Annotated in this window: 15 protein-coding genes; 13 read left to right on the top strand and 2 right to left on the bottom strand. The window is 69.6% G+C overall.

Going from position 1 to position 14,021, the window contains the following annotated elements; all coding sequences use genetic code 11:
* Window positions 1–110 precede the first annotated feature (110 nt).
* Together IE108_RS33820 and IE108_RS33815 are read right to left on the bottom strand one after the other, a co-directional pair.
* A complete protein-coding gene (locus IE108_RS33820; RefSeq protein ID WP_064732441.1) occupies window positions 111–860 on the bottom strand; it encodes a glycosyltransferase in 750 nt (249 codons plus the stop codon).
* The gene (locus IE108_RS33815) at window positions 857–1,651 is read right to left on the bottom strand and encodes a GntR family transcriptional regulator (protein ID WP_064732442.1); all 795 of its coding nucleotides are present in this window, start codon (window positions 1,649–1,651) and stop codon (window positions 857–859) included. The genes IE108_RS33820 and IE108_RS33815 overlap by 4 nt, the downstream gene beginning before the upstream one ends.
* 372 nt (window positions 1,652–2,023) lie before the next feature.
* Between IE108_RS33815 and IE108_RS33810 the strand changes: the two genes are divergently transcribed.
* The 13 genes from IE108_RS33810 to IE108_RS33750 form a co-directional block, all read left to right on the top strand.
* Window positions 2,024–2,755 carry a hypothetical protein gene (locus IE108_RS33810; protein ID WP_064732443.1) on the top strand — a complete coding sequence of 244 codons (732 nt, stop codon included), beginning with the start codon at window positions 2,024–2,026 and terminating at the stop codon, window positions 2,753–2,755.
* A 161-nt stretch (window positions 2,756–2,916) separates the two neighbouring features.
* Complete coding sequence (locus IE108_RS35000; protein ID WP_229852684.1) at window positions 2,917–3,294, top strand: hypothetical protein; 378 nt, start codon at window positions 2,917–2,919, stop codon at window positions 3,292–3,294.
* 141 nt (window positions 3,295–3,435) lie between these two features.
* A complete protein-coding gene (locus tag IE108_RS34995) occupies window positions 3,436–4,062 on the top strand; it encodes a hypothetical protein (RefSeq protein WP_229852682.1) in 627 nt (208 codons plus the stop codon).
* Window positions 4,055–4,237 carry a hypothetical protein gene (locus IE108_RS33795; RefSeq protein WP_064732445.1) on the top strand — a complete coding sequence of 61 codons (183 nt, stop codon included), beginning with the start codon at window positions 4,055–4,057 and terminating at the stop codon, window positions 4,235–4,237. The genes IE108_RS34995 and IE108_RS33795 overlap by 8 nt, the downstream gene beginning before the upstream one ends.
* Before the next feature lie 134 nt (window positions 4,238–4,371).
* Window positions 4,372–4,617 (top strand): hypothetical protein, encoded by a 246-nt coding sequence (locus IE108_RS33790; protein WP_064732446.1) that lies wholly within the window; start codon window positions 4,372–4,374, stop codon window positions 4,615–4,617.
* A 245-nt stretch (window positions 4,618–4,862) separates the two neighbouring features.
* Window positions 4,863–5,597, top strand: a complete 735-nt coding sequence (locus IE108_RS33785) for a hypothetical protein (protein WP_064732447.1) — start codon at window positions 4,863–4,865, stop codon at window positions 5,595–5,597.
* 111 nt (window positions 5,598–5,708) lie between these two features.
* A complete protein-coding gene (locus IE108_RS33780; RefSeq protein WP_064732448.1) occupies window positions 5,709–6,779 on the top strand; it encodes a hypothetical protein in 1,071 nt (356 codons plus the stop codon).
* 264 nt (window positions 6,780–7,043) lie between these two features.
* The gene (locus IE108_RS33775; protein WP_064732449.1) at window positions 7,044–8,663 is read left to right on the top strand and encodes an FtsK/SpoIIIE domain-containing protein; all 1,620 of its coding nucleotides are present in this window, start codon (window positions 7,044–7,046) and stop codon (window positions 8,661–8,663) included.
* A gap of 172 nt (window positions 8,664–8,835) precedes the next feature.
* Window positions 8,836–9,816 carry a C40 family peptidase gene (locus IE108_RS33770; RefSeq protein ID WP_162494717.1) on the top strand — a complete coding sequence of 327 codons (981 nt, stop codon included), beginning with the start codon at window positions 8,836–8,838 and terminating at the stop codon, window positions 9,814–9,816.
* A 1-nt stretch (window position 9,817) separates the two neighbouring features.
* On the top strand, window positions 9,818–10,090 hold the full coding sequence (locus IE108_RS33765) for a hypothetical protein (protein WP_064732451.1): 273 nt from the start codon (window positions 9,818–9,820) through the stop codon (window positions 10,088–10,090).
* A gap of 5 nt (window positions 10,091–10,095) precedes the next feature.
* A complete protein-coding gene (locus IE108_RS33760) occupies window positions 10,096–11,370 on the top strand; it encodes an energy-coupling factor transporter transmembrane component T family protein (RefSeq protein WP_064732452.1) in 1,275 nt (424 codons plus the stop codon).
* Window positions 11,371–11,459: 89 nt separating this feature from the next.
* Window positions 11,460–12,536, top strand: coding sequence for a hypothetical protein (locus tag IE108_RS33755; protein ID WP_064732453.1), 1,077 nt, complete (start codon window positions 11,460–11,462; stop codon window positions 12,534–12,536).
* Window positions 12,533–14,021: putative type IV secretion/conjugal transfer ATPase (locus IE108_RS33750; protein WP_189397831.1), on the top strand; the 1,489-nt coding region annotated here is incomplete at its 3' end. The genes IE108_RS33755 and IE108_RS33750, both read left to right, overlap by 4 nt.

The raw sequence follows: 14,021 nt of genomic DNA, 5'->3' as shown, positions 1-14,021 counted from the left end.
CGTTCGTACTAGATCGGGACATGATCTCCACTCCTTGCGCTGCGTCGAGCTGAATAGAGCTCTAGACAGGCGGTGGAAACGGGTGACGGCGTGTCACCAAGCGGCTCGATCTAGGGCCATCGCCACCCGATGTTGTGGAGGGCCTCGGCCTGCGCCCTCACGATGGCGCGCAGTTCGTCCTCGTCGGCCACGTCGGCGTAAGCGGCTTGGGCGGTGGTCTGGCCCGGGTGCTTGCGGTAGTAGCCACCTGGCTTCTCGATCATCCACCCGTCTGAGACGGCGGCGCAGCACAGCACAACTGCAATTGCTTCCCACGCCGGGATGGCCGGCCAGGCGCCTACGGCGAAGAGCAGGGGCTTCCTCACCGTTAGGTGAGTGCCCAGCACCGGGAAGAGGTCGTTGTCGTAGCCCTCAAGCAGGTCCTCGTAGGGCAAAGGACCCTCGGGCGGGTCATAGGGACCCGCCGCTGTCGAGCCGTCAGGGAGCAGGTCCAGCCCAGCTGAGATGCACCAGCCAATCTCGGGGTGCGCCTCCATCGTGCTGATGTCACGGGCCAGGCCTCCGGGCACGATGGCGTCGTCCGCGTCCAGCGTGCGCACCAGTTCGCCGGTTGCGCGCGGCAGGGCCATGGTGCGCGCAACGCCGGCGCCTCCCTTGCTCGCCATGCCGGGTGAGATCCAGGGCTCATCCGGCAGATTCTGAGCGGGCTTGCCGGTCGTGCCGTCCTCCTGGACCAGCCACTGAAGGTCCCAGCCTTCGGGAAGGCGTGGCCGCTCATCGCGCAGCGACTCGTAGGCCTCGTGCAGGTATGCGTCCCCGCCGTCGTAGACGGGGGTGACGACGCTGATTGTTCGTGTCATGACCAGGGCCTCATGGGGGTTGTGTACCGCAGTTCTACGCGGTCGGCAGGCAGAGGGATCTCAGTGAGTTCTACCGCTGACCCACTGGTGGCGTAGGAGACCTTCCGGACGCGCAGTACCGGGACCCCCGGAGGGATGTCCTGTTCCTCCATCTCGGCGTCGGTCGGCATGGAGGCCGTGACCCAGTCCTCGATCCGCTCGACTTCGATGCCGACGGTGTGCAGCTGGTGGAGAGCACCGCCAGGCCACGGTTCGCGCTCCGGGTCGAACAACTCGGGGTTTCTGCTGGCGAGGTCATGCGACATGTACGACACGGACCTGCCTACGCCGGCTCCGCGTCGGTGTCGACGCGTATTGACGCGGCGCAGGACAAGTTCGCCGGGCGCGAGTTCAAGAGCCTCGGCTACGTCGGCCGGCGCCGGGACGACGTCGATGTCGACCAGGTTCTCGTACATGGAGGACACCGGGACCCGGTGCTCCAGCTCGGCGACGCCCGTACCGCGGCGTTCCTCTTCCGGACGCAGCACCATGTCCTTCTCGATCTGGTACCGGGTGTTGGTCCTGACTTGCTGCATCGGCTGGACTCGCACCCGGGTCGTGCCACCCGCCTTGCCGGACAGCAGACCGCGTTCCTTCAGTACCTGAACCGCCCTGCTCACGGTGTTGGGCGCCACGTCGTAGGCCTTGGCAAGTTCCATGAGGGTGGGGAAGCGGTCGCCAGGCTCGTACTCCTCCCTGATCGCGTCGGCCAGCCTGTCGGCCAGCTCTAGGTACTTCGATGCCTTCGCCATAGCTGCACTCTCTCACCTTGTGATCGCGGAAGCAATCTCCAACGCAAGTTGGATTTGCAATCCAACTTGCGTTGGATGTTGACCTTGCCGCGCAAGTGTGTCACCTTTTTCTCGCGAGCATCATCCATCGCAAGTTGGATGATGCTCACTGGTTCGAAGCTTAGTGTCGATCCTCACCCGGGTCTCGACTCATGAGCGGCAACAACTGCATACGTCTGGCTGTCCGTCGTGGTGTACGAAACACGAGGTCCCACGGAGCCCAGCCAGGTGCGCCACCCGCAGCCGTTGCGCTGCCCGCGGTCCAGGAGAGCAGGACAAAGGACGTGTTCCGGCTTCCTGGTCGGCGGAGAACGCAGCAGCAAGGGAGAGACGATGCGTCACAACGGACGTGCCCCGATCAAGGCCAGCCGCATGCGGCCCGAACACCTCAACCTCCGCGAGGGCGAGACGCCGCTCGCGGTGTGCCCGGACTGCGAGTCCTGGCACCGCCTGACCCGCTCGATGATCAGCCCGCACCGCGACAGCAGCGACAAGCCGGTGAAGAGCGGCGAGCGTCGCTACTTCGGCGACAAGCCCGAGCGTCGGCGCCGCTGCCCCGGTAGCGCGCAGCGCATCACCATCGACCTCACCCCCGAGCAATGGGGGCAGGCGCTGCTCGCCGCCGACAGCACCGCGGCCGGCCGTCACAGCGCCAGGGTGACCCGCAAGCCCCGCACGGCGGTGCCGACACCGGTTACCCGCCTGGCGTCCCTGCCCGCTCCGAGTGCCCGGCTGCTGGCCGTGCGGGACCAAGCCCGTGCCGCCGTCCACGTACACCGCAGCGAGTGCGAGGTGTGCCGGACGGGGCGCGCACGCTGCCCGGGCGGCCGTGAGCTGGAGATCCGCGCGGGCCACACCGACGCCTCGGTCCGGTTCGTGCACGAACAGCACGAGGCCGCTCTCCGAGCGATGGCCGCACCGGCCGCCCCGCGGCGCCAGCAGTGGCGCCGGGTGAACGCTGCGGTGAAGCGAACCGACCAGCAGCGCAGCACTCGACCGGCCGGTGACGCTCCCAAGGACGGTGGGCCGTCCGTGCCGGAGACGCCGGTCCGTATCACCGCCTGACGCAGCCTGCGCTGCCCGCCGCCCACCAACCCCGCACCGCTCGGGGGCTGGTGGGCGGCGGAGTGCACAGGGCGCACTGCCCGGATGCGACGAACCCCCAGGGATGCCGCCCTGGGGGTTCTTCGTCGCAGGTCACCCTTCCTGAGAGGACGCCCCACGACATGCCCAGCATGACAGCACCCCTCATCACGAGCGCCCGGCCGCCGCTTCCGCAGCGCCCCGAGCCGCACGAGCGTGACGGCCGCCAGGGCCAGCCCGGCGACGGCCGCCCGCACCCCCACACCGCACGCGCCGCCGAGATCGGACCGCGCGGCGTGGGCGCCATCTACGCCAACCAGGACGGCCGCTTCGAGGTCCTGGCCCTGGTCACCAACCCCGTGCAAGCGGCCCGGCTGCTGCGCCGGACCAGCGCGCGGTGGGCGGTCATCGTCCGGGACACCCTTCGCCCCGACGGCCAGCCCTTCGTGGTCGGTTCGGTCTGGACGAACGAGGACTACCTCATCCGGCCCGCCCGCACCGTCTACGCCCCGGCTGCCTGACGGCTCGCCACGGTCCCTCTCCCACCCCCGCCGACAGGGGCGGGAGACGGGCCGTGGCTGGCCGTCCGGCCAGTCACAAGGTGACAGCCCCGGAAGGTGAGAGCTCCGGGGCTGTCCGGTCAACAGGATCGGAGAATCCCTATGACCACAGCGATCATGACACGCCCCGCCGCCCGCACAACAGCGGCGAACTCGCAGGCGCACCGGCAGCTCGGTGACCTCCTGGCGAGGATGGTCCGCGAGAACGACGGCCGGGTCCCGGCCGGCCGCCGGGTGCCGCGCACGCTTCAGGAGATGCAGGAGCGGATGCCCGGCTACGAGCGTCAGCCGGTCCTGACCCTGCACCGGCCGGTGATGGCCGACGACGCCTGCCCGCTGTGCGGACGGTGGAACTGCACGGGCGCGGACTGCCCGCCCGCCTCGATCGCCCCCGCACCCGCCCCCGGCCCCGGCCACGGCCGGGGGCGGCATGCAGTGCGACATGTGCGGCGGCGTGTTCGGCGCCGCACCGGGCGCCAGCGGGAAGCCCACGGCGTGGACGTGCGGCGCCTGCCAGAACCTCGGGCTTTGATGCCGCACCTCATACCGGCGGCCCGGGCCGCGCAGCACCGCGCGGCCCGGGCCGCCTCCCGCATCGGCGCCGGCCACCCCCTGACCCGCCTGCTGCTCGCTGCCGCCGCAGTGGCCGCGACAGCAGCGTGGGAGGCAGGCCACCGCGTCGCCGACCTCCACCCGCCCCGGCACCACGAACGGATCCCGCGTGCCTGACGACCTGTACCAGCGCTACATCGACGCGACGAACGCCTACAGCGACCACCGCGCCACCTGCACGGACTGCACGCTCTACCGCCACTGCCCCGAGGGACAGCAGCTGTGGACGACGTTCGAGCGGCGCCAGGACGCCCACATCAACCGCGTCCGCAACGCCCGCAAGTCCCGCTGAGCCAACCCCGCTCAGCCGACACCGCCACCTCTGTCGGTTGCCTCCCCCGCCCGTCCCGGCCCCGCCCCCCGGCGGCCGGTACGGACGGGGCGAGGGGAGCCGGACAGCCCGGCACACGTAGGGAGGGACCTCACATGCTCAGCACGATGCGCGCCCGCAAGCGCCACCTCCGGCTGATGAGGGTGGCCCATCGCGTCCTCCAGGACGCGATGGTCACGACCTCGCAGGACATCGGGCGCGTGACGCCCGCGCAGGTCGCCTGCCTGGCCTTCGCCCGGCACGAGATGCGTATCGACGACGAGGAAGCCGCCGACTACCTGGCCGCCGCCCTCGCCGATCGTGGCCTGCCCACCGATCACCGGCCCGCCCCCGCCGTCTGACGCCTGCCTGACCCGCCCGGCCCCGCCCCGCACCCCGTGCGGGTCGGTTCCGGGCGCGGTCCAGGGGAGCCGTTCAGCCGCGCTCCGCACGTCTGCCAGGGAGGTTCCCTGTGTCCACCCGCACCATCCCGTTACGCGCGCCCCTGGACGACTCGGGGCTGACACGCAAGCCGCCGGCCGCCGCGGGCGGCCCGGCCGTGCCGCGTCCGCGTACCGCCGCCTCGACCCGCCAAGGAGCATCCGCCATGACCTCTCTCGGTCACACCTTCCAGATCACGCCCGAGGAAATGCGCGAGATCATGGAACGGCTCACGCCGCACCTCCCGCCGTACCTGCGCAAGATCGAGCCCAACTCGCTCGGCTGGGGGCTGCACTTCGTCTTCACGCCGTTCACCGGCCGCGAGCCCGAGCCCTGCACGCCCCGCTCCTTCTACAACGACCCCCGCCTGACGTACGTCAGCGAGTCGGCCGACGAGGCCGAACACCTGCTGCGCGAGAAGGCCGGCGCGGTCATCTCGAACCTGTACGAGGCGGCGCGCGAGGAATGGAAGTGCGCCGCGTACGTCGCCGACCTGCGCGAGGCCGTCAAGGACGCCCCGTACCGCTGGAACGTGTACGAGCGGGCGGCCAAGGACTTGGAGCGCGCCTACGCCTACCTGCGCAAGCCGAACGCGGCCACGGAATGGCCGGCCGCGATCTCCCGGCTCATCGACGCGCAGGACCAGACGCGGGCCGCTGCCGCCGCGTTCGACGAGCGCGCCGCCGACATCGCGTTCGTGCACGACCGGCACCTGTACGCCGACTTCACCCACGGCGAGGCCCTCGCCAAGGCCGGCCACCCCGAGGCGAAGGACTGGCACGTCGGCGACGGCTTCGGCGGTGTCTTCCGCGGCGGCCTCGTGGAACAGGCGGACCGCCTCATCCAGGACCAGGAGACGCACCTGGCCAGGGTCGGCCGCCTGACCGGCCTGACCACCTGACCCCGACCCCGCCCGCACTGATCAGAAGGGAACAGCGTGAACGCGATCAAGAGCTTGAGGCCGTCCCCGCGCGGGACGGTGCTGACTGTCCTGGGACTGGTCACTCTCGGAGTGGCGATCCTGTCGGTGGCCGTCAGCTACCAGATCCTCGAACCCCGCTTCGGCGCCTGGGCGGTGCCGGTCGTCGGCGCCCTGGACGCCCTGTGGTGCGTCTTCCAGGCCACCGAGATCCTGGCAGGCAACAACCGCGGCCGCCGGCTGCGGGTGCAGGCGGCCGGCCTGGCGCTCACCTTCGTGAACGCGGCCATCCCGACCGCCGACCTGATCCTGTCCGGCCCCGCCGGCTTCGACCTGGCCATCGTGCTCACGCCGGTGGCCATCGTCGCGACCAAGACCGCGTGGTGGATCGCGCTGCCCTCGCTCGGCCGCCGGGCCTCAGAGCAGACCCGCCAGCACCTCGACTCCAAGCGCCAGGAGGTCGCCGACCAGCTGGAGAAGATGGAGGCCGAGGCCGCGCACCGCATCGAGCTGCTGGACACCGCGACCAGCCTGGAGAAGCGGGTGTCCAAGGCGGAGACCCGCTACCGCAAGGCGCACCTGAAGATGCAGCAGGAGATGACCGAGGCGTTGCACGCGCAGGCGCAGACCACGCAGGCCACCGTCACGGACAAGGCCCTGCCCCCCTCGGTCGCCGCCATCGCGCTGCCCGAACTCGGCTCGTGGACGCCGACCGTGCCCGCGCTGCCCACGGCACCGGCCCTGTCCGGCCCGGAACGTGACGCCACCGGCACCGGCGACAGCGGCAGTCACGCAGGTCAGGACGGGAGCGTGGGCAACGGCGACAACAGCCGTCACACCAGCCGTGACGCCGAGCGTGACCGCGTCACGCTCGAACAGCTCGCGACCGTCACGGGCGTGCCCACCCCCGAGCCCGGCGAACAGCTCACCGACGGACAGCTCGACGTCGTCCTGCGGCACCTGCGCTACCGCGACGAGCCGCCGCTGTCCTACCGCCAGGCCGTCGCCACCTTCCGCGAGGACGGATTCGTCGGCAGCGAGAAGCGGGTCCGCCGCTCGTGGGGCGCGCTCATGTCGAAGGAAGAGCACCCCGCCCCGGCGCAGCCGCCGGCCGACACCGAGGACTCCGACACCGACGACGAATCTGAGGACACGGACGCCTGACCCACATCAGGGCGTCCGCCCCGTTTTGTCCGGCACCACCAGTGAGGGCCAGCCCGCCGTGCGGGCTGGCCCTTGCTGCGACTGCCGGAAGCCGAAAGGCGCAGTCGACCTGCGCAGACCCGATGAGTGACCCGGCGAGCGGACCACGCGTTCGCAGACCCGGGGAGCAGATCCGGCGAGCGCTGGACAAAAACCCCAAGAAATCGAACGGGTGCGCGGTTACGCTCGCGCAACCATTCATGATCACAGTGAAAGGGCAGGGGTGTGGGAAGGAAGAAACAGCAGGTCAACGACGATGCATGGGGGCACGCGGCGGGCGCCATCGGCGGCCTTGTCACGGTCTTCGCCGTTCTCGGTGCCATCAAGGACAAGCTTGGCCTGTCGTGGCCGGTCACGGTGGTGCTCGTGGTTGCTGTGCTGGTCGGCCTCGGCTACGGCGCCTGGCGCCTGCGCAGCAGCCTCCAGCGGCTCCTGACGGGCCAGACGCAACCCGCCGCAACCCTCAAGCAGGAGGCGGCGCCCGCGGCCTCCCTGGACGGTGAGACGGACGCTGAGACGGTTCCCGCGCACCCGGAGCTGACAGCGGCACTGCGCACGGCCGGCGTCATCGGCGGCGAGCAGGTCATCAGGGCCGACCAAGTCACGATCGCCCCGGTGCAGACCGGCGAGGTCTACGACTTCCTGGTCCCCAAGGGCCGTACGTACGAGGACGTCGAGAAGCGGCTGGGCAACGTGGCCGGCATGTTCGGCGTCACCCGCCTGCACCTGACCATGCAGCGTAGCCGCGACAACGAACGCCGCGTCAAGCTCCTCAAGCTCCACGAACCCCCGTTCACCCGGCCGTTCCCGGCCCCGACCCGCCAGGAAATCGAGACCTTCGCCGGCGTCCCGCTCGGTCACGACGTCAACGGACAGCTCGCCGGCGTGCCCACCTTCGACAAAGCCTCGCTCCTGGTCGCGGGAATGACCCAGATGGGCAAGACCACCCTGGTCAACGGCCTCATTACCTGCCTGCTCATCGCGTACGGCGAATTCGAGCTGTACCTGCTCGACGGCAAGTTCTGCGGACTGACCCGCTTCGAGCCGATCGCCACCCGCTACGAATCGTCCGACGACCCGGCCGTGTTCTGGGACATGGTCCAGGAACTCAACCGACGTTCGGACGACCGGTACGCGCAGATTACGGAAGCCATCCGTAACCGGCAGCCCGCGCCGAAGTTCAAGCCGGTCATCTTCATCGTGGACGAAGCTGCCGACTTCTTTGCGTCGGGCGCCACAAACGAGGAAAAGGACCAGGCCAGGCAGATTTCCGGTGACACGCGATCCCTGGTCGCCAAGTCCCTGGAGTCTGGCATTTCCACGGTACTCATGACGCAGCGGCCTTCCGTGAACGCCATTCCTGTTGAGGTGAGGGATCAGTTCCTTTACCGGATGTGCCTGTATGTGGCATCGGCAGGAACGGCCAAGGTCGCTCTCGGAGACACCTACTTCGAAACCATCGCACCCATCAATCCGGTTCTCCTTGACCCGGACATCAAGGGTCAGGCAGTTCTGTTCGCCAACGGACGGTCCACCCTCATCCGAGGCTTCAACTTCGATGACAAGTTCATCTGGGATGTGGTGGACGAAAATGCCGGTCAGCGCATGGAATCGCTACCGGAGGAAACACCGATCCGGCAGGCAATCGAACTGATGCAGAGTAGGGGTGTGAAATTCATGCCCACGCCCGAACTGGCCCCGGCGCTTGGTATCGCAGAAACCGATCCGACGGAAGTCGGAAAGCAGCTCAACAAGCTACTCGGTGTCTCAGCTCACCGTGGAGCGAAGGGCGTCCGAGGCTACCGCCTGGCCGACCTCACCGCCGCCGCTATGTCCCATTCGTGACCGTCACCCAGCACCGCACCCACACCGCCACCTCACCGTCACCCCGCCACGCCGGGTGACGGTGCCCAGGCGCCGGGTGACGGTCCGGGTGCGGTCCAAGGTGACGGTCCTGAGCTGCAAAAACAACCAAAACAAGGGAAGGGAGGGAGGAAGCCCGTTGCGTGCCTCAGGAATGGCCGCGCTCGGGGCAGGAGCGACCGTGGCCGTCATCGTGGCCGCGCTCGTCCAGGCCGCCGGCGACGACCCCATAGGTACAGCGCTCAGCATGGCCGTGCCCGCCGAATACAAAACCCTGATCGAGGACGCGGGAGACACCTGCCCCGAGGTTAGCCCGAACCTGCTCGCTGCCCTGCTCACACAGGAATCCGGCTTCAATCCGAAAGCCAGCTCACCCGTGGGTGCGCAGGGCATCGCGCAGTTCATGCCGTCCACGTGGGAAACCCACGGAATTGATGGCAACGGCGACGGCAAGCGGAACGTCTGGGACCCCGAGGATGCGATCCCGTCGTCCGCAACATACCTCTGCGCGATCGCCGAGGACGTCAAGGACGTCCCCGGTAACCGGCAGAACAACATGCTTGCCGCTTACAACGCGGGAAGTGGCGCCGTCCAGAAATACGGCGGCGTCCCCCCGTACCGGGAAACACAGAACTACGTCCGCTCCATCAACGCCCTCGCCAGCCAGGGCGGAGACGGAGGGAAAACCGCCACCGCCGACCAGGCGACTACCGCGATCAAAGCGGCACAGGGAATGCTCGGCACCCCCTACTCGTGGGGCGGGGGAAACGCGAAGGGCCCCAGTCGCGGTATCTGCTGCTCTCCCAATGGCAGTACCGGATCGGGCACCACGGGTTTTGACTGCTCAGGGCTCACGCTCTACGCCTACGCGAAAGCAGGCATCACCCTGCCCCGCACGGCCGCCGCACAGTACGCGGCATCCCAGCCCGTCAAACCCGGACAGGTAAAGCCCGGGGACCTCGTCTTCTACGGAAAGAGCGCCACGAGCATTCACCACGTCGGCATTTACGTCGGCAGCGGCTGGATGATCGACGCTCCCCGCCCCGGAACCGACGTCCGCTATTCACCCCTGGACACCATGACCGACCTGTTCGCCGTCGCCCGCCCCACCACGCACACCAACAAGGAGATCTGAAATGCGAAACGTCTTCCTCGCCGCGCCCGTCGACATGTCCAAGGGCTTCAAGGACTTCTTCGACACCATCGGCCTCACCGGCGGCGGCCTGGTCACCAAGGGCATCCCGGCGGTCCTCTCCATCATCGCCCTCGGCATGCTCCTCTCTCTGTCCGGCGACCCCAAGAGCGCCCTGATCAAGGGTGCCAAGGCCGTCGGCACGCTGTTCGTCGCCGTGGTCCTGGCCCTGTACGGGGACACCCTGTTCAGCACCGTCACCGAGGCCAAGGGCTGATCCTCATGTCCTTCCTGGCAAACGACCCGTGCGACGCGATCAAGGGTCCGGCCAAGGCGTACTGCGAGAGGGACAACGACGGAGCCGGCCCCCCTGACGGGGGGCCGGCCTCCGGCGGGGACGGCCTCACCGGCGGAGCCGTCACCAACCTCCAGGACCTCGCCGACAGCCTGATCAAGAAGATTCAGGGGCTGGTCGCGCCGGACAGCACATGGGCACCGGAGAAGGCCGACAGCTGGCTCTACAGCCAGTTCCTCTGGCTGGGACAGCACCTGGCCGTCGCCATCTTCATCTGCGTCGTCGTCGTGTGCGCCCTGACCGCCTGGCAGGGCGCGCCCCGCATGCGGCAGCTCGGGGCGTCGACCGGATGGACCCTCGCCGCCGTCGCCAGCATGGCCTCGGTCCCCGGCGCCGTGATGCTGCTGAACAAGGCCGTCAGCAACGCGTTCACGGTTGCGTTCAACAGCGACGAAGGAACCCTGTTCGGGGTCATCCGCAAAGACATGGAAGATGCGGCGGACGCGGAGAACCCGCTGTCCATCATGATTATCTTCGCTGCGCTCGTGGTCGCTCTCGGCTTCGCGGCGCTGGTGTTCATGACGCGCAGCCTCGGCATCCTCGTCTTCGTCTGCCTCGCCCCGGTCGTGCTGGCCTCGCTGGCACGCGGCGGCGACACCTCGGCACTCAAGGCATGGATGATGCGGCTGCTGGGGCTGATGTTCGCGCCGTTTGCCCTGCTGCTCATCAGTCCGTTCGTGCAGTTCACCAAGGGCGCGCTGGTGATGGATGCCGTGCTGCTGGTCGCCGCCGACGTCCTCATGCTGCGCATGATCTTCCACGGTGTGCCGTACTTCGGGCCGCGGCTGGCCGGCGCTGCCCGGACGGCAGTGGAGCGCAGGACCGAGAGCCCACTGGCGCGGGCAGTCGTGCGGGCCGGTGCACCGGACGTCTACGAGCAGGAGAGCACGCCACGCTATCCGCGCACGGTGGACACCCCCGGCCGGGCCATGTCGCAGGACCGCGGGGTGCTGTTCGGCGCCTACGGCCTTGCCAAGCATGACCGGCCGGGTCGGCTGACGACCGAGTCCGCCAGCGCGAAGGCCGCGCGGGACACGGCACGCACCGCGCAGATCAGCGCGGCGCGCGCGGCAGCGCGGACAGCTGCTCGCCCCGCGTCGCCCGGCGGCCCCGCCCAGCAGCCGCAGCCGGCTGCCAACCGGGCCGTTTCGTCCCAGGCACCGGCCCCGCAGCCGGCGCCCAACCCGCCCGCCAACCCGTAGCCCACCCTGGTCCCGGGGCATCCCGTCGCACACCGCGCTGAGCGGTCGGCGGGATGCCCCGGGACCGGGCCGTTCTTCGAGGAGGAATCGTGTACTCCCTGACGCCCGGTTTCCGCGTGCCCGCCCTGCAACGCGGCCTGAGCCCCGCCGAGATGCTGCTGACGAAGGCGAATGCCGGCGTCGGAGGCGCCGTCCTCATGTCGGCCCTGATCACCCCGCCCCCGGCATGGACCTTCGGTGCGGTCGGCGTAGGCGCGGCGCTGCTGAACCTGGCGCCCGGGCCGCGTTCGATCGCGCGCTGGGCAACGGTCGGCTACCGGCGCCTACGCGAGCGCACCGCACCGGCCTCCATGGCCGCCGGGACGGGTGCGACCGCCACTTGGACCCTGTACCCCGGGCACGGCATCATGCAGGACGCCAACGCGCGGGCCGCGTTCCACGAGGCGTTCTCCCGTGCCCTGGTGTTCGCCGGCAGCCAGGCCCGCAGTGCGGGCGTGCAGGTCCACGTCACCCATCACGCCCGCGTGGGCGACTACACCGACCACGCGCAGACCATCTCTGTCCACGTACCCAAGGGCCTGGTGGGCCAGCCGGACCGCGTCCTGGAGACTCTGGCCGGTGAGTTCGCCACCCTCGGCGCGCTCACGCAGGTGGAGCCGGAGCCGGTGCCGGCGGTGACCGAGCAGGGTCCGGGATGGGTTGCCCTGGACGACGGCCGCCACGCGGCCACCGCACGGATCACCGCCTGGCCCCACGAGGCCGACGGCGACCTCATGCCGAAGCTGCTGCTCGGCCCCGCTGCGGACGACCGCTCCCTCGCCGTCCTGTACCGGCCGCTGCCCGCCGGCCAGTCCCGCCGCTCCGCGAAGTGGCAGAGCGCCGCGTCCGAGGCCTTCACCACGGACAAGGTCAAGGCCGACACCCACGGCCTGGCCAACGCCACCACCCACGGGGCCCTGGTCGACGGCTCCACCCTCGTCGACACCGACGCCTACCTCACGGTCTGGGCAGACAGCCCCGAGGCCGTCACCGATGCCCGCTGGCAGACCGTGCTGCTCGCCGACCGGCACCGCATCCGCCTCGACTGGCTCACCGGCCAGCAGCACCGCGCGCACGTGATGACCACGCCGCACGGCGCCTCCACCCGGAAAGGAGCGGTCCTGTGATCCGCCTGCCCTCCAGCCACGCCGCGATCACCGCCCCGCTGGTCGCCTCCAGCACCCGTTTCCCCGGCATCCCGATCGGGCGCTCGCTCCTGGACGGCCGCCCGTTCTCCCTCTCCCCCGTCATGACCGACGACCGGTTCCTGCCCGCCACCAACAGCGTCGCGCTGGGGGGCCTCGGCTCGGGCAAGAGCACCACCGGCAAGGTCCGGGCTCACCGCGAGGTCCGCAAGCACGGCCACCAGTACGTCGTCATCGACTCCTTCGGCGAGGACAACAGCGGCGAGTGGGTGCCCCTCGCCCGCGCCCTTGACGGAAGCGTCATCCAGGCCGGCACCTTCACCCTCAACCCCGTCTCCGACCTGTTTCCCTCCGAGGTCCGCGAGCAGCTAGTGCGCTCGCTGATCACGGCCGTAGAACCCGCCGCCCTCACCCACCAGGCCACCCACGCACTCCAGCACGCGCTGAACCACCCCAAGGCCGTGAACCTCAACGGCCTCGTGGATGCGCTGGTGAATCCGGAAGACGGCCGCTGGCCGGCCGCCAAGCTGACCGAGTGGGGCGAGGGCGCCGCCATCGCGCTCTCCCGCTACACCGAGGGCAGCCTGCGGGGCCTGTTCGACGGAGAGAGCGCCGGCCTGCCCGAGACCGACCTGCCCATCATCGTCTTCGACTTCTCCCGCCTCGACCGCAACTCACCGGCGATTCCGTCGCTGATGGCCGCAGTGGCGTGCTGGGTCGAGCACGTGTGGCTGCCGCAGTCGACGGCGCCGCACCGGCACCTGGTGCTGGAAGAGGCCTGGCAGATCCTCCTGTCACCGGCCACCAGCGAACTCATCCAGCGGCTGCTGAAGAACTCCCGCAAGGCCGGCCTGTCGCTGGACGTCTACATGCACACCCTGTCCGACCTCGGAGAGGGCAGGGCGCGCGACCTGGCGAAGCTGTGCGAGGTCGTCCACGTCGGCCGGCTGGGACCCGAGGAGGCTGGCATCGTCGGCGCCCTACTCGGTCTGCCCGCCTGGGCCATCGCCCGGATCCCGGCCCTGGATCCGGGACAGGCGGTCTGGAAGGTCGGCCCGGACTACGTCGACATCATCCAGACCGTCATCACCGAGGAGGAGGCCGCGCTCACCGACACGTCGTCGCGGCGCCGCAAGGCACAGCAGTCGCTGGCCGTCGAGCAGGAAGCCCCCGAGGTCGTTCCCGACGTCGACCACGACCAGGAGTACGAGGACGAAAGCCTCTTCGCCGAGATCGGCGACGTCGCAGATCTCGGCGAGGACGATGGGGGCTGGGACTGGGAGATGCCTCCCAACGTCATAGACCGCCACCAGGACGTCATCCGCACCGCGATGGCCGGCCGCTGCAACGAGGCCGCCGACCTCGCCGCCCTCGGCGAACGCGAAGACATCCACGCCCACGGCATCAACTCCGACCAGGCCATCTCTTGGCTGTCCACCCGCGCCCGCGTGGCTGAACTGTGCGGAA

It is taken from the genome of Streptomyces parvulus (assembly GCF_014648855.1).
Classification (GTDB): Bacteria; Actinomycetota; Actinomycetes; order Streptomycetales; family Streptomycetaceae; genus Streptomyces; species Streptomyces parvulus.
The sequence above is the reverse complement of the archived record's forward strand: the minus strand, read 5'-3'. Positions and strand labels throughout refer to the sequence as shown.